This is a genomic window from Flavobacterium arabinosi, from assembly GCF_048158725.1.
Lineage (GTDB): Bacteria > Bacteroidota > Bacteroidia > Flavobacteriales > Flavobacteriaceae > Flavobacterium > Flavobacterium arabinosi.
Genome location: NZ_JBLNKX010000004.1, coordinates 82,890 through 98,071, shown reverse-complemented (window position 1 = coordinate 98,071; position 15,182 = coordinate 82,890). Strand labels below are relative to the sequence as shown.

Below are 15,182 nucleotides of genomic sequence, written 5' to 3'. Positions count from 1 at the left end.
ACCTCACAACTAATTGAAATGAAATGGCCTCTTTGAAAAATATCAATATAAAAGCTAAAGCGGATAAGAATACTGGTTTTGGAACGAATGCTAATAATTATGGGGGACGTTTTGTCAATAAAAACGGTACTGCCAATGTAGAGAAACGAGGTATGCATCTTTTGCGTCGCATCAGTTGGTATCATACGATGATTGATTTGCCGAGATGGAAATTCATGTCGATTCTATTGTTATTTTATGTTGGAATGAATTTTTTGTTTGCCTTAATCTATTATGTTATAGGTATTGAGTATTTAAATGGTATTGATACCTCAGGATCAGATTGGGTACAGTTTGGTCAAGCTTATTTTTTTAGTGCTCAAACTTTCACCACTGTAGGGTATGGGCATATTAGCCCATCAGGGTTTATGGCAAGTCTTGTTTCTGCTGCCGAAGCATTAATTGGGTTATTGAGTTTTGCTATTGCTACGGGTTTATTCTTCGGGCGATTTAGTAAACCTACAGCATTTTTAAAATTTTCGCATAATGCATTGATTTCACCTTATGGAGAAATCAAAGGTTTAATGATTAGAACCTCACCTTTTAAAAATACAAATTTTACTGATGCTGAAGCCAAAATGACTCTTGGAATGAGCATTGAAGAAAATGGTATAAGGACCAATAATTTCTACTCTTTGGAATTAGAATTGGATAAAATAAATGCTTTAACCTTAAGCTGGACTTTGGTTCACCCAATTACCGAAAACAGTCCGCTTTATAATTTTACTAAAGAAGATTTTGAAAATATTCACGGTGAAATCCTTGTTTTTATAAAAACCTTTGATGATATGTTCAGTAATACGGTTGCTATTCGAACGTCGTATACTTTTGATGAGGTTGTGTATGGAGCAAAATTTGAACCTATGTACGCCCGAAGTACTGATAATTCTAAAACAATCCTGAATTTAGATAAATTGGATGCGTTTGACAGCGTTACTTTAGAATAAAACAAGAGTTTTCAGATTATTTCAAATTTATAAGAAAAATTATTTTACATTTGTTTATTAAATTTACGTAAACAATGAACAATATAAAAAGTATTTTCAGTATTAAAGATCTTGAAAATCTTTCTGGAATAAAAGCGCATACTATACGAATCTGGGAGAAAAGATACGATATACTTCAACCAATGCGTACGGATACTAACATTCGGTTGTATGATTTGGCTAGCTTACAAAAGCTTTTGAATATTACTTTGTTGCATGATTACGGGTATAAAATATCCAAAATTGCCACTTATCCCCAAGAAAAAATACCGTCCCTTGTAAGAGAAATTATTTCTACAAAAAATGCCAAAAATCATGCTATCAGTGCTTTTAAAATGGCAATGATGAACTTTGATCAAGAGTTGTTTTTTAATACCTATAATTGGTTAATTGCCGAAAAATCCTTCAAGGAAATCTTTCATCAAGTTTTTATTCCTTTGATGAATGAGTTGGGATTGTTATGGCAGTCTGATACAATTACTCCGGCACACGAGCATTTTATCAGTTATTTAGTCAAGCAAAAACTACTGGTTAATACTGAAAAATTGCAGGTTTTAAAACAAACCAAATTTGATAAGGTGTTTGTTTTGTCGCTTCCTATGAATGAAATACATGAATTAGGATTGATGTATTTGAATTATGAAATTCTTTTGAATGGATATAAAACGATTTACTTGGGAGAGAGTATGCCAATTGAAAATTTGAAAGATTTAAAGAAACATTTCAATTCGATTGTTTTCATATCCTACTTGACCGTTCAGCCTGATAGAGATTCCATAAATGAATATGTGACTAAAATGACTGATGAATTAGTAGACGATACCACCGAGTTATGGTTCACTGGTCGATTGGTTGAGTTTATTAATAAGGAAGAACTTTCTGATAAAATATCAATTTTCGATACCATTTCAGAATTAATAGACCGAATTTAATTTTTTGTTTAATATTTTTGTATATTTGTTAAACAAATGAAAAAAAAAATTACAATTATAGGTTCGGGATTTTCAGCTTTGGCAGCTTCTTGCTATTTGGCGAAAAGTGGTCATGAAGTTACTGTTTTTGAGAAAAATGCCACTATTGGCGGAAGAGCCAGACAATTAAAAAGAGAGGGGTTCACCTTTGATATGGGACCGAGTTGGTATTGGATGCCCGATGTATTTGAACGTTTTTTTGCTGATTTTGACAAAAAAACAACTGATTACTATGAGCTTATAAAATTATCTCCGGCATATCGAGTGTATTATGGTGTAGATGATTTTATAGCAATTGCTGATAATTTAGCGGATATTATATTTGCTTTTGAAGCCATTGAAAAAGGAAGTGGTAAAGTACTAAATGAATTTATGGCCGAAGCCAAAAGCAATTATGATATTGCCATCAAAGATTTAGTATACCGTCCCGGGGTTTCACCATTGGAATTGGTAACTAAGGAAACCGCTTTAAAAGTGGGACAATTTTTTACTAACATCAGTAAAGAGGTCCGCAAGAAATTTAAGAACGAGCGTTTAATTCAGATATTGGAATTTCCAGTATTATTTCTGGGAGCAAAACCATCTGACACGCCATCGTTTTACAGTTTTATGAATTATGCTGATTTTGGTCTTGGAACTTGGCATCCTAAAACCGGAATGTTCGATGTAGTTCGTGCGATGGAACGTTTAGCAAGAGAGTTAGGAGTTACGTTTCACACGAATTCAAATATTGAAAAAATAATTGTTGAGAATAAAACGGCAAAGGCGATAGTTGTCAATGGCGAAACAATTGCGTCCGATTTGATTTTGAGCGGAGCGGATTATCATCACACCGAAACATTACTGGATAAGGAACATCGCGCGTATTCTGAGAAATATTGGGACAGTCGTGTTTTTGCGCCTTCGTCATTATTGTTCTATGTAGGGTTTGATAAAAAAATAGAAAATATTTCGCATCACGCCTTGTTTTTTGATGTTGATTTTTATCAGCATGCCAAGGATATTTATGATGAACCGCAGTGGCCAAAGGAACCATTGTTTTATGCAAACTTTCCTTCGTTGACTGATACAACGGCTGCGCCTGAAGGAATGGAAACCGGTTTTTTTCTCGTTCCATTAGCACCAGGAATCACAGATACAGAGGAATTACGAGAAGAATATTTCAATAAAATAATGGATCGTTTCGAAACTTTAACGCAACAAAGTGTAAAAAATAACATTATATTTAAGCAATCGTTCTGTAAAAATGATTTTGTTTCAGAATACAATTCGTATAAAGGAAATGCCTACGGAATGGCGAATACCTTATTACAGACCGCTTTTTTAAGACCAAAATTAAAAAGTAAAAAAGTAAAGAATCTATATTTCACGGGACAATTAACCGTTCCGGGACCGGGAGTTCCACCCGCATTGATCTCAGGAAAACTAGTGTCGGAATTAATAAATAAGCAATTTTTAGAACAATAGCCATGAAGCAATTATTTGATGATGTCTCTTTCAAATGCAGTAAACTGGTTACTAAAAACTACAGTACTTCATTTTCATTGGCGGTATACATGCTTTCGCCAATCATTAGGGATGCTATATACAGCATCTATGGGTTTGTTCGTTTTGCCGATGAAATTGTCGATTCATTTCACGGTTTCGATAAGGAAGAATTGATTAATGATTTCGAAAAAGAATATTACAAATCGTATAATTCTGGGATAAGTCTGAACCCGATTTTGAATTCCTTTCAGCATACGGTTAAGAAATACAACATTACTGACGACTTGATTCAATCTTTTTTGAAAAGTATGAAACTGGATTTAGTAAAATCAGATTACAATAACAAAGCCGAATATGATGAATATATCTATGGTTCTGCTGATGTGGTTGGATTGATGTGTCTTAAAGTTTTTGTAGCCGGAAAAGACCATAAATACGAGCAGTTGAAAGACGAAGCCATGCGATTGGGTTCTGCTTTCCAAAAAGTAAATTTTTTGAGAGATTTGAAGGACGATAATCTGGTTTTGAACCGAAATTACTTTCCGGGAGTCGATTTGAACTCATTCGATGAAAATGCCAAAAAAATGATTATAAAGGAAATTCAGGAAGACTTTAACGTCGCATATCAAGGAATTCTGAAACTGCCCATCGAAGCTAAATTTGGAGTTTACACGGCATTTGTCTATTATAAAAAACTCTTGAAAAAATTAGAAAACACGCCTTGTCATGAAATTGGGAATGCCAGAATTCGGGTTTCAAATTATACGAAAGCGGGGCTATTGGCGCAATCTTTTGTAACTTACAAGTTGAAATTAGTATAAAACAGTGCTTACTTTTAAAACCTATATTTTAAATAAATAACAAAATAATGATTTCCTTTTTAATCTTTTTAGGTGTTTTTCTTTTCATGGAATGTGTGACCTGGCTTACGCATAAATACATTATGCACGGTTTGATGTGGTATTTTCATGCCGATCATCACCAACCTAAATACGCTAATGTTTTCGAACGAAATGACATTTTCTTTGTGATTTTTGCCATTCCCAGCATCGTTCTTTTTTACTTTGGAGTTGAAGGAGGGATGAACTATCTTTTTTTCATTGGACTCGGAATCACATTTTACGGATTCTGTTATTTCATGATTCACGATGTCTTTATCCATCAACGATTTAAGTGGTTCAAAAACACCAATAACAAGTATATAATAGGATTGCGAAAAGCCCACAAAGTACATCACAAACATTTGGGTAAGGAACACGGCGAGTGTTTCGGAATGTTATTTGTGCCTTTCAAATACTATAAAATCTAATAATTTAATTTGGGCGTGACCCGATGAAAAATCGGGTCGGGCTGTACGTTCCCGCTTTTTTATAGCTGGCAAAAAAGCCAGCTATAAAAAGAGCTCCACTGCCATCCCTCACGCAACCTGTAGTTCAATTCAATTTCCGATTAAAAATAACAAGTATCACCCATGAAACTCTATAAAAAAGAAACCGTTCAGCATGTAAATGCAAGTTTAGAAGAATGTTGGGCTTTTTTTTCCAGTCCAAGTAATCTTCAAAAAATCACACCGGAAACAATGGGTTTCGAAATCACTGATTTCGATAATAAATCCATGTACGCAGGGCAAATTATACAATACAAAGTGTCGCCGCTTTTGGGTTTGAAATTGCCTTGGGTTACTGAAATCACATTCGTAAAAGAGAATAGTTATTTTATCGACGAACAACGTTTTGGACCTTACGCGCTGTGGCATCACAAACACTTTTTCGAAGCTACTGAAAACGGAGTAAAAATGACCGATTTGGTTCATTATGCGTTGCCTTTAGGTTTCATTGGTCGCATTATGAATACACTTGTCGTAAAAAATAAATTGAAAACTATTTTTGATCACAGACGTGTTATGGTGGATAAAATGTTTAATTCTAAATAATGGCTAAGCAAGAAGTATCTTTTTTTTGGTTCAGACGCGATTTACGTTTAGAAGATAATGTTGGATTAGTCCATGCTTTGAAATCTAAATATCCTGTTATTCCGTTGTTTATTTTTGATGATTCCATTTTAGACAGTTTGCCAAAAAACGATGCCAGAGTAGGTTTCATTCATGAATCACTTTCAAAAATTAATGCTCAATTGCAAGAAATAGGAAGTTCACTTTTGGTAAAAAAAGGAAAAACTATTGACGTTTGGCAGTCACTTTTAGAAGAATTCGATGTCAAGGAAGTTTTCTTCAACAAAGATTACGAACCATACGCCATACAACGTGACACCGGTATTTGTGAAATGTTGGAAGCAAACAATACCATTTCCTTTTCTTTTAAAGACCAAGTTATTTTCGAAGAAAAAGAAATCACAAAAGCCGATGGATTGCCGTACACGGTTTACACTCCTTTTAAAAATAAATGGCTAGAAAAATACAAATCAATGGCTCCGGTTATAGAATACGATGCCACGGATATGTTTTCTAATTTCTATAAAAGTGACTTTGTTTTTCCAACTTTGGAACAAATAGGTTTCGAAGAAAGTCCTATAAAAGTAAAGCCGCATAATTTAAAATTCATTGCAAATTATCAAGATATAAGAGATTTTCCAGCTTTGGATAAAACTTCTTATCTCTCACCACATTTACGTTTTGGAACAGTAAGCGTCAGGAAATTAGTCAATTGGGCATTCCATAAAAATGATGTTTTTTTGAGTGAGCTGATTTGGAGGGAATTCTTCATGCAAATTTTATTCAGTTTCCCAAAAGTCGTTACACAAAACTTCAAATCAGCGTATGATGGGATTCAGTGGCGCAATAACGAAGAAGATTTCAAGCGCTGGTGTTCGGGAACTACTGGTTATCCTATGGTTGATGCCGGAATGCGTCAACTCAATGAAACGGGATACATGCACAACAGAGTCCGCATGGTGGTGGCGAGTTTTCTCTGCAAGCATTTATTGATTCAATGGCAATGGGGAGAAGCTTATTTTGCTGAAAAATTACTGGATTACGAATTGTCTGCCAATGTTGGAAACTGGCAATGGGCTGCAGGAACCGGTTGTGATGCAGCTCCTTATTTCCGAGTTTTCAATCCGGAGATTCAACAAAAAAAATTCGATGAAAAAGGAATTTACATCCGAAAATGGATTAAAGAATTCGATTTAGGTTACGGAAAACCAATGGTTGAGCACGCTATGGCCAGAGACAGAGCGATTGCTACGTACAAAGCCGGAATTTTGAAGTAAAAGGATTTGAACATATAAGTCATATAAGTTTTAAGACATAACCTAAAAACTTATATAACTTATATGTTTAAAAAAATTACTGAATCAATTTCTTCAACATTCCTTCGAAAATAAATCCATGAAACGGCAAAACGGAATACCAGTATAATTTTCCCCAAATTCCTCTCGGTCTAAAAGTCGCCGCTTGATACAAAGTATTATTGATGATTTTAAATTCTAACCAAGCTTCACCTGGTAATTTCATTTCGGCAAATAAGATTAATTTTCCCTCTTCTTTATTGGCATACAAAACGCGCCAAAAATCTAAAGCATCCCCAGAATGAATATCATGTCGGTTTGTTCGTCCTCTTCTGGAACCTACGCCACCGTATAATTTGTCTATAAAACCACGTAAATTCCACAACCAATCGCCATAATACCAACCCGTGTCACCACCGATGGACCATATTCTACTGATGGTAAAATCTCGGTCTAAGATTTCCATTTTACGTCGGTCGATGTAGCAATCCTTTTTTGGAACCTTTAAATATTCCGACATATTGCTGCTAAAACGTCCGCTGACCAACGAATCTTTCCAGCTTGAAGCTACTTTGTCCTCGTCTACTTTTATCAAAGCTCGGGAAAGTGCTTGTTTGTAGGACATAGGCGTAACATTCAATAAAGTATTGATTCTGTTATCGCTGCAAACAACTTCGACTTTCATGCTGCTGACCAGTGCTGACGCAAGTCTATAGGATGTTGAGGTTACAAAATACAACCAATACGAGGATAATTTTGGCGTCATTATAGGAATGGTAAATATCCATCGCTTTAGTTTTTTAGCCTCCGCAAAACCCAAAAGCATTTCTTTATAAGTTAAAATATCCGGCCCGCCAATGTCAAAACTCTGATTGTAGGTTAGCGGATTTAATAATGATTTGGATAAAAAATCAAGAACATCCGGAATTGCAATTGGCTGACATTTGGTATTCAGCCACTTTGGAGTTATCATAATAGGAAGTTTATTCACTAAATCCCGTATGATTTCGAACGATGCACTACCTGAACCCACAATAATTCCAGCTCTTAAAGTTGTCGTGGCAAAAGTTCCAATATTTAAAATTTCTTCTACTTTTTTTCTCGATGATAAATGTTTGGATAGCGATTTGTCATTGATGATTCCGCTCAAATAAATAACTTGTTTTGCTTCGGTTTCATTCAAGCGCTGTACAAAATTCAGTGCCGATAAACTTTCTAATTCATCAAAATTAGCAGCCGTTCCTGACATGGAATGAATCAGATAATAAGCAGCATCAATAGCATCTGGAATGGTTGTCAATGTTTCTTGTTTCAGAAAATCGACTTCAATTACCGAGACACTTTTTTGAAATTCGACGGGACAATAAAACCTATTTTTATCTCTCACACAACAGATTACTTCATGACCTTGTGCCACCAGAATAGGCAAAAGTCGTTTCCCGATATAACCTGTTGCGCCTGTTAAGAGAATTTTCATGATCTTGTATTTAAACAATTATGCTTGTCCGAAATAATACTTAAATTTTTTTTGCCACGAATTACACGAATTAACTCTAATTTAAAATTAATCAATCAAAGGATCTGTAATAATCTGTTTAATCCGTGTAATCTGTGTTCTATTTTTAGCTAATAAAAAACATTTCGAATGAACAAATAAGTAATTAAAATTAACTCAATTTATTAGAAACTAAACTGATAAATTCTTTTCTGGTTTTATCTTTTTCGAAAGCTCCTGTAAAAGAAGAAGTCGTGGTAACCGAATTTTGTTTTTGAATCCCTCGCATTTGCATGCACATGTGTTGCGCTTCAATCACAACCGCTACACCAAGTGGATTCAAAGCGTCCTGAATACAATTTTTAATCTGGTCCGTCAATCGTTCCTGCACTTGCATTCTTCTGGCAAAAGCATCCACGACTCTTGGTATTTTACTTAAACCTACAATTTTACCATTTGGAATGTAAGCGACATGTGCTTTTCCAAAAAACGGCAACATATGGTGTTCACACATCGAATATACTTCGATGTCTTTTACCACAATCATTTGTTTATGTTCTTCAGTAAACATCGCTGATTTTAGTATCTCTAGTGGATCTAATCCGTAGCCATGAGTCAAATATTGCATCGCTTTGGCCACACGTTCCGGTGTTTTTTCAAGGCCCTCTCTGTTAACATCTTCCCCTAAATTTTCAATTATTACTCTGTAATTATCAGCTAACGATTCTGTTATTTCAGTGTCGTATTGTTCAATTTTCTCGTAACTTTTCATTTCTTTTATCATGGTATGCTGTATTTCAATATTAAGTTTGGCTAATTATTTTATTGGATATTTTTAAAACATTTTTTTTATAAACCATTAAGGAATTAAGAAAAATTAAACATTATTTCTTAATAAACTTCATTCCTTAATGGTGAAATAAACTTTATCTGATAGCGTGTAATTTATATCTAAATTTTAAAAGTCACTATTCCATAATCCATTTCGAATACTTGACCAGAAATTGATTTCGCATTTTCCGAAATCAGGAAGCCAGTCATACTAGCTACTTCTTCTGGTTTCAAATAGCCTTTCATCGGGTGGCGTTCCACCATATTTTCTTTCATTCGATCATTTCTCAAAATACCTGCTGCAAGTGACGTTTCGGTAATCGTGGGAGCAATGGCATTGATGCGTACTACCGATGCCAATTCTGCTCCCAGCGATTTCACTAATCCTTCAACTCCTGCTTTTGCGGTAGCAATACTAGCATGAAACGGCATTCCTAATTTTGCGGCTACCGTGCTAAACAAAACAATCGATGGATTAGTTCCCTTTTTTAAAACAGGTAAATATTTCTGAATCGCTTTAACAGCGCCAATGACATTAATTTCAAAATCATTCCTGAAATCATCTATGGTAAGACTTCCTATGGGTTTCAAATTGATGGAACCCGGACAATAAATCACGGTGTCTATAGCCTCAATTTCCGGAAGCGAATCCTGCAATACATCTGCAGAAAAGTGTTTCAGATTGCGATGCGTGATATCTGGCGCATTTCGGCTAATGTTGTAGACAAAGTTTGTCTCTAATTGTTGCAACAAAATAGCTTTGCCAATTCCTTTACTACCACCAATGATTACTATGTTTTTCATTTTTATTATTCAATCAGTTATTTAAAATCTATTTTCTTTATTTTTAATCTGAAACCTCAAACCTGTAATCTTAAAAACAATACGCTATCTTTTCGAAATCTTGTTATTGTTAATTTGTCTTTGCATCGTACATTTAAAACGACCTTCCCGAAAATGCCTTAATTTTTCATGTTTTGTTTTACGTCCTTGCACTCTTTCACGCCACATTCTAAAGCTCGAAGGTTTCATTTCGATGCGCATCAAGTCGATTACTTCTTGTTCTTTTAGTCCAAATTGCATTAAAATCGAATCAAAAGTGGTTCGGTCTTCCCAAGCCATTTCTATGATTCGGTCTTTGTCTACATCAGTAAGTTCTTTTTTTATAGTCACGATATTTTATTTATTTAAAATTGCTATTGATTTTTTGAGATTGCTATTGAAAAATTATTCACTGTCCCCAATATCAGCCATGGTGTGCAACTTTAATATGCGGAAACTTTCCTCTTTTACCAATGGATTCTTTTTCATTTTCCATAAAAAATCACTGGCAAATTTCCTCGTTCGTTCCATATTTACAATTGGTTTCGGATAATTGATGCCTACTTCAAAATCATTAAACTTCTGGTCTAAATAAGTCATTTTATACGGTTCATGTACAAAAGCTCGTGGCAAATTGCGCAATTCCGGCACCCATTTTTTTATAAATTCTCCATCAGGATCGTGTTCGTAACTGTTCTTTATTGGATTATAGATACGCAACATATTGATTCCGGTTTCACCAGCCTGCATTTGCAACTGTGGAAAATGAATTCCGGGTTCAAAATCCAGAAACATTTGTGATAAATGTTGCGTTGCTTCCTGCCAAGGCTGCCATAAATTATGCGTAAAAAAGGACACTAACATCGCCCGCATTCGAAAGTTCAAATAACCGGTTTCATTCAAGCAACGCATGGAAGCATCGATTAATGGAAATCCCGTTTGTCCCGTTTTCCAGGCATCAATATAATTTTCATTGACTTTCTTTTTCAACGAATGAAAACCTTTATTGACACTTTCAAACTCCATGATCTCTTCCATTTCAAATTTTTGAATGAAATGTGCCTGCCAAGTCAATCTGGATATAAAAGAATCAATTTGCTTTTTATGGCTACAGGTTAATCTGAACGTGGCCGCTTTTTGCAAAACTTGTCTGGAGGATAAATTTCCCCAAGCAATGTAGGGTGATAATCTGCTGCAACTTCTTCGAGCCAATAAAGGTTTCGAAATATGGGAGCTATAATTATGATAGCGCTCGTCAAAGAAGTTTTGCAAATACTTTCCAGCCATTGTACTGCCGCCTTTTTGAAAAACAGTGTCCGGAATAGTTTCTAAATTTGTCTTTTCCAATGCTTTTTCGAGTTCGGTTATTGCTTCCGTATTGAGGAAATTTTCTGCTTTTGAATCAAAGATAAATTGAGGTTCATTCATGTATTTTTCCCATTTTGAAACCCAATCCGTTCTGTTTTTTAACGCTCTGAAAATGCCGTTATTGGTGTTTTCAACCCAATGAATTTGATTGTTTTTGCAAAATCGTTTGAAGGTTTTATCTCTTTCATACGTAATTTTTAAACCCGTTTCCTGATGCGAAAAAACCGTGTCTATTTTATATATTTCTTGTATGGTATTGAGTACTTGCAGCACCTCTGAGGACACCGCTAAAACGTGCGTATTCGATTGTTCCAGTTGTTTATTGATGTCTAGAAGCGATTGCTTGATGAAATTCCAGTGTCTCGGACTGTAGTGCGAATCGTTTTCTAACGATTTTTCGAATACATAAAGCAACAAAGTGGGTGTATCTGTTTTTGTGGCATTAAAAATCGCTTCGCTATCCTGTAAACGGAGGTCCCTTTTAAACCAAACCACATTGATATGTTTCTTGTTTGTATTCATTTAATTTTTAAAATAATTGTTGTTGCAACCATAATTTCTGGAATTTTGATTGTCCGTCATAATTGGCAGCTTGTAACTTAATATTAAATTTTCGATCTCTTGGGTCGTTGCCAACTCCTGAAACATACATCCAATTTCCGTAATTGCTGTGTACATCGTAATCAATAAGCATCGCTTCAAAATACGCGGCTCCTATGCGCCAGTCTAACAAAAGATTCTTTGCAAAATAAGACGCTACATTTTGTCTGCCGCGATTGCTCATCCAGCCCGTTTGTTGCAATTCAATCATATTAGCATTTACAAAAGGCTCTTCAGTAGTGCCGTTGATCCAATTGTTTATGGCAGATAGATTGTTTTTCCAATCGTATTTTTTATCTAAAATCCCTCCAATTTTGAAAAACGAATTCCCGTTTTTCATCGAAACGTATTTAAAATAATCTCTCCAAATCAGTTCAAAAATCAACCAATACGTTGATTCATTTTTCCCAATTTGTTGTTCGTATTTAACAATTTCCCAATAAATAGTCTTCGCCGAAATTGAACCGTTTGCCAACCAAGGAGAAAATTTCGAACTAAAATCAGCTCCAATTAATCCATTACGGGTTAATTTATAAACGCTTAGTTTTTTGGTTTCCCAAAAATAATTTTGCAACCTTTTCAATGCTTGGTTTTCACCACCACGAAACGGAAAAGCCGTTCTGGAATCCATTTCGAAATCACTGAACCCTAATGTTTCCATCGTGGGAATAACAGTTTCATTCGTGATCCCATTTTCTTTAGACAGCGGTTGAACTGCAAATTCAGGTCTGACGGTTGCTAATTTTTCACACTGATTCCTGAATTGTGTAAAAACATTTGGAATCGATGGAATGTCAAACGGAATAGTTGCAGGATGAAATAAGAACTGATTGTAAGTCGCTTTGAACGATACTGAATCCGGAACTTTAGCTTTTAGGTTCTCTAAAACTTCCATTTCCTCACTCGTCCATTCTTCTTGGAAGTAAACAGAATTGATTCCATTTTGAGCAATAATTTCCGGAATGCAATCTTCTGGTTTTTGGTGATAAACCAAAAGCGGAATATTTAATTTTTCCAGATTTTGTTTCAATGCTGTTACCGATTCAATTAGGAATTTAGCTCGGAATTTTTCTGTTTTCTTAAAACCAAATCTTGTTTGTTCAAAATGCCTTGGATCAAAACAATACACCGCAATTACAGAATCATTTTCAACAATAGCATTTGTCAAAGATTCATTATCATGGACTCTAAGATCATTTCTAAACCAAACTAACCCTTTTTGTTTCTTTTGCATTTTTCACTACAATATTTGACTTCCTCCCAAACCTTTTCCCATTTTTTCCGCCAGCTAAAAGGTCGGTTACAAACCAAACACATTTTTGAAGGCAGATTTTCCTTTTTCACTAGTTGTATTTTTGATATTCATTGACAACAATCGTCGCTTTCAAATCAAACATCAAATTGTATAATCCAAAAAAGGTTCTATTCATATAAATGAAATGTTTGGAACCTCGATTACCGTTCATTTTTCTAAGATTAGTATCTTTTGAGAATCGTTCGCCCAATTGTGCGATGCTTTCAAAAAATGCTGCGTCCGAGAAATCAAAATTTTCGGTTTGAAAAGGTTTGGTGAACAGCGATAATAAATCGTAAAACATTTGAGTGAAATATTCCACTTCCTCTTTGGAGTCATCCACTCTAAGGATTTCTAATTCGAATAATTTTTGGCTAAAAAGTTTCTTGTTGTCAATCACTTCTTTGTTTATTAATTCGAAATAAGGAATGTAGAAGTCATTAGGAATTTGTTTCATACAACCAAAATCCAATGCCACTAATTGGTTTTCATCGTTTACCAAGAAATTTCCCGGATGCGGATCAGCATGTACTTTCCTTAAAATATGAATTTGATACATATAGAAATCCCACAATGCCTGACCAATTTTGTCCGCGATTTCTTGATTGTCATTTTTATTGGTAAATTCCGAAAGGTGAATTCCTGTCATCCAATCCATCGTGATAATCTTCTCGGATGAAAATTTTGGATAGTAATTTGGGAAAACTAAATTTTCAATCTTTTTGCAGGCTTCAACCACTTCTTGGCTTTGTTTTAATTCCAATAAATAATTGGTTTCCTCAATCAATTTGTCTTCGACTTCCTTGAAATACTTATCAGAATCTTTCCCTTGAAGGTTAAACATTCGAATCGCTATTGGTTTCACCAAAGCCAAATCAGATGAAATACTATTGGCAACGCCAGGATATTGAATTTTTACCGCCAATTTTTTGCCATTTTTTACTGCAACATGAACTTGCCCGATACTTGCAGCATTAACGGAATTCGCATTGAACTCGTCAAAAATTTCATAAGGTGTTTTTCCAAAATTCGTCTTGAACGTTTTCAATACTAATGGAGCCGAAAGTGGGGGAACGGAAAACTGTGAAAGAGAAAATTTTTCTACATAAGCCTGTGGCAAAAAGCTTTTGTCCATACTTAGCATTTGCGCTACTTTGAGCGCGCTTCCTTTCAAACTTTTCAGTCCGTCGTAGATGTCTTCTGCGTTATCTTCGTTGAGTTTATCACGAGTCAAATCAGAATTAACCATTTTTTCTCCGTAATATTTGAGATAATTTACACCAACTTTTGCACCAGTTTGCACCAGTTTGGTAGCTCTTTCAATTTTTGACGTAGGGATATAGTCTATGGTTTTCATTATTTGTTGTGTATTTTTTCTTTGAAAATAAATTTCCCAAAGTCTATTAAGCTATCTAGCGGTGTGATATTCATCAATTCAAATGTGGCTTTTATTGACTTCTCTATATATAGGTCTGTTTTCTCGAAAGCAGGAGAGGAGTCTTCCAGCCAAAATTTCAAGGTCAATAAAAGTTGTATCCATGACGTTTCCTGAATTGCTTTTTCCTGAAAGTTTTGAAATTTTTCCTGTTTGATTCGGTATTCATCTGAAATGATTCCTGCGACATAGTTTTTGAAACTGCTTCTCAAACTGGATAACAGCATTAAATTTTTCAACTCATTGTGATGCTGTTTCAAGCTCATGGTCACATAACTTCTGTTAGCAGACAATAATTCAAAGAAAGTAAAGTTAAAACTCAGCATTTTACTTTTCATATCATAGGTTTCATAGTCTTGGTTCTTTTGAAGTAATTCGACCGTTTTTTCTAGAAACATTTTGAAGATTTCTTTCTCTACACTTTCCATGGTTCCGAAAAAGTTGTAAAATTCAGCTTCTGAAAAATTGTTCAGTTTCGTGAAATTATAAACGGATTTCGGTTTGTCATTATTTTCCAATGTATAATTCATATACATAGAAACTATTTTCTCTTTTGTTATTGTTGATTTTTTAGTAGCCATTTTTGATGTATTTCAAATTAGAGTAT

Annotated in this window: 16 protein-coding genes; 7 read left to right on the top strand and 9 right to left on the bottom strand. The window is 34.7% G+C overall.

Annotation, left to right across the window (positions count from 1 at the left end; genetic code table 11):
* The first annotated feature begins 23 nt into the window (after positions 1-23).
* The 7 genes from ACM55K_RS09630 to ACM55K_RS09600 all read left to right on the top strand — a co-directional run bounded on the left by ACM55K_RS09630 (position 24) and on the right by ACM55K_RS09600 (position 6,712).
* Positions 24-986 (top strand): ion channel, encoded by a 963-nt coding sequence (locus ACM55K_RS09630; RefSeq protein WP_416850026.1) that lies wholly within the window; start codon positions 24-26, stop codon positions 984-986.
* Positions 987-1,060: 74 nt separating this feature from the next.
* The gene (locus ACM55K_RS09625) at positions 1,061-1,957 is read left to right on the top strand and encodes a MerR family transcriptional regulator (RefSeq protein WP_416850025.1); all 897 of its coding nucleotides are present in this window, start codon (positions 1,061-1,063) and stop codon (positions 1,955-1,957) included.
* A 36-nt stretch (positions 1,958-1,993) separates the two neighbouring features.
* On the top strand, positions 1,994-3,463 hold the full coding sequence (locus ACM55K_RS09620; protein ID WP_416850024.1) for a phytoene desaturase family protein: 1,470 nt from the start codon (positions 1,994-1,996) through the stop codon (positions 3,461-3,463).
* Between the two features lie 2 nt (positions 3,464-3,465).
* Complete coding sequence (locus ACM55K_RS09615) at positions 3,466-4,305, top strand: phytoene/squalene synthase family protein (protein WP_416850023.1); 840 nt, start codon at positions 3,466-3,468, stop codon at positions 4,303-4,305.
* A 47-nt stretch (positions 4,306-4,352) separates the two neighbouring features.
* A complete protein-coding gene (locus ACM55K_RS09610; RefSeq protein WP_416850022.1) occupies positions 4,353-4,793 on the top strand; it encodes a sterol desaturase family protein in 441 nt (146 codons plus the stop codon).
* Positions 4,794-4,955: 162 nt separating this feature from the next.
* Positions 4,956-5,417 carry an SRPBCC family protein gene (locus tag ACM55K_RS09605; RefSeq protein ID WP_416850021.1) on the top strand — a complete coding sequence of 154 codons (462 nt, stop codon included), beginning with the start codon at positions 4,956-4,958 and terminating at the stop codon, positions 5,415-5,417.
* On the top strand, positions 5,417-6,712 hold the full coding sequence (locus ACM55K_RS09600) for a cryptochrome/photolyase family protein (RefSeq protein WP_416850020.1): 1,296 nt from the start codon (positions 5,417-5,419) through the stop codon (positions 6,710-6,712). Before ACM55K_RS09605 ends, ACM55K_RS09600 begins: the two co-directional genes overlap by 1 nt.
* Positions 6,713-6,788: 76 nt before the next feature.
* Here ACM55K_RS09600 and ACM55K_RS09595 read toward each other — a convergent pair whose 3' ends face one another.
* The 9 genes from ACM55K_RS09595 to ACM55K_RS09555 all read right to left on the bottom strand — a co-directional run bounded on the left by ACM55K_RS09595 (position 6,789) and on the right by ACM55K_RS09555 (position 15,156).
* Positions 6,789-8,207 carry an SDR family oxidoreductase gene (locus ACM55K_RS09595; protein ID WP_416850019.1) on the bottom strand — a complete coding sequence of 473 codons (1,419 nt, stop codon included), beginning with the start codon at positions 8,205-8,207 and terminating at the stop codon, positions 6,789-6,791.
* 190 nt (positions 8,208-8,397) lie between these two features.
* On the bottom strand, positions 8,398-9,009 hold the full coding sequence (gene folE, locus ACM55K_RS09590; RefSeq protein ID WP_416850018.1) for a GTP cyclohydrolase I FolE: 612 nt from the start codon (positions 9,007-9,009) through the stop codon (positions 8,398-8,400).
* Between the two features lie 167 nt (positions 9,010-9,176).
* Positions 9,177-9,860: an SDR family NAD(P)-dependent oxidoreductase gene (locus ACM55K_RS09585; RefSeq protein ID WP_416850017.1), complete on the bottom strand. Its 684-nt coding sequence runs from the start codon at positions 9,858-9,860 to the stop codon at positions 9,177-9,179.
* Between the two features lie 84 nt (positions 9,861-9,944).
* Positions 9,945-10,229: a TIGR03643 family protein gene (locus ACM55K_RS09580; protein WP_416850016.1), complete on the bottom strand. Its 285-nt coding sequence runs from the start codon at positions 10,227-10,229 to the stop codon at positions 9,945-9,947.
* A 54-nt stretch (positions 10,230-10,283) separates the two neighbouring features.
* Positions 10,284-11,768 carry a cryptochrome/deoxyribodipyrimidine photo-lyase family protein gene (locus tag ACM55K_RS09575; RefSeq protein WP_416850015.1) on the bottom strand — a complete coding sequence of 495 codons (1,485 nt, stop codon included), beginning with the start codon at positions 11,766-11,768 and terminating at the stop codon, positions 10,284-10,286.
* A gap of 7 nt (positions 11,769-11,775) precedes the next feature.
* On the bottom strand, positions 11,776-13,080 hold the full coding sequence (locus ACM55K_RS09570; RefSeq protein WP_416850014.1) for a DASH family cryptochrome: 1,305 nt from the start codon (positions 13,078-13,080) through the stop codon (positions 11,776-11,778).
* Complete coding sequence (locus tag ACM55K_RS09565; RefSeq protein ID WP_416850013.1) at positions 13,056-13,190, bottom strand: DUF2256 domain-containing protein; 135 nt, start codon at positions 13,188-13,190, stop codon at positions 13,056-13,058. Before ACM55K_RS09565 ends, ACM55K_RS09570 begins: the two co-directional genes overlap by 25 nt.
* Positions 13,190-14,497, bottom strand: coding sequence for an ABC1 kinase family protein (locus tag ACM55K_RS09560; RefSeq protein ID WP_416850012.1), 1,308 nt, complete (start codon positions 14,495-14,497; stop codon positions 13,190-13,192). Before ACM55K_RS09560 ends, ACM55K_RS09565 begins: the two co-directional genes overlap by 1 nt.
* Positions 14,497-15,156: a TetR family transcriptional regulator C-terminal domain-containing protein gene (locus ACM55K_RS09555; RefSeq protein ID WP_416850011.1), complete on the bottom strand. Its 660-nt coding sequence runs from the start codon at positions 15,154-15,156 to the stop codon at positions 14,497-14,499. The genes ACM55K_RS09560 and ACM55K_RS09555 overlap by 1 nt, the downstream gene beginning before the upstream one ends.
* Positions 15,157-15,182 lie beyond the last annotated feature (26 nt).

Coding starts and splice junctions, on each gene's coding strand:
- ACM55K_RS09630 (WP_416850026.1), top strand. CDS start 24: ATGGCCTCTTTGAAAAATATCAATATAAAAGCTAAAGCGGATAAGAAT.
- ACM55K_RS09625 (WP_416850025.1), top strand. CDS start 1,061: ATGAACAATATAAAAAGTATTTTCAGTATTAAAGATCTTGAAAATCTT.
- ACM55K_RS09620 (WP_416850024.1), top strand. CDS start 1,994: ATGAAAAAAAAAATTACAATTATAGGTTCGGGATTTTCAGCTTTGGCA.
- ACM55K_RS09615 (WP_416850023.1), top strand. CDS start 3,466: ATGAAGCAATTATTTGATGATGTCTCTTTCAAATGCAGTAAACTGGTT.
- ACM55K_RS09610 (WP_416850022.1), top strand. CDS start 4,353: ATGATTTCCTTTTTAATCTTTTTAGGTGTTTTTCTTTTCATGGAATGT.
- ACM55K_RS09605 (WP_416850021.1), top strand. CDS start 4,956: ATGAAACTCTATAAAAAAGAAACCGTTCAGCATGTAAATGCAAGTTTA.
- ACM55K_RS09600 (WP_416850020.1), top strand. CDS start 5,417: ATGGCTAAGCAAGAAGTATCTTTTTTTTGGTTCAGACGCGATTTACGT.
- ACM55K_RS09595 (WP_416850019.1), bottom strand. CDS start 8,207: ATGAAAATTCTCTTAACAGGCGCAACAGGTTATATCGGGAAACGACTT.
- folE (WP_416850018.1), bottom strand. CDS start 9,009: ATGATAAAAGAAATGAAAAGTTACGAGAAAATTGAACAATACGACACT.
- ACM55K_RS09585 (WP_416850017.1), bottom strand. CDS start 9,860: ATGAAAAACATAGTAATCATTGGTGGTAGTAAAGGAATTGGCAAAGCT.
- ACM55K_RS09575 (WP_416850015.1), bottom strand. CDS start 11,768: ATGAATACAAACAAGAAACATATCAATGTGGTTTGGTTTAAAAGGGAC.
- ACM55K_RS09570 (WP_416850014.1), bottom strand. CDS start 13,080: ATGCAAAAGAAACAAAAAGGGTTAGTTTGGTTTAGAAATGATCTTAGA.
- ACM55K_RS09560 (WP_416850012.1), bottom strand. CDS start 14,497: ATGAAAACCATAGACTATATCCCTACGTCAAAAATTGAAAGAGCTACC.
- ACM55K_RS09555 (WP_416850011.1), bottom strand. CDS start 15,156: ATGGCTACTAAAAAATCAACAATAACAAAAGAGAAAATAGTTTCTATG.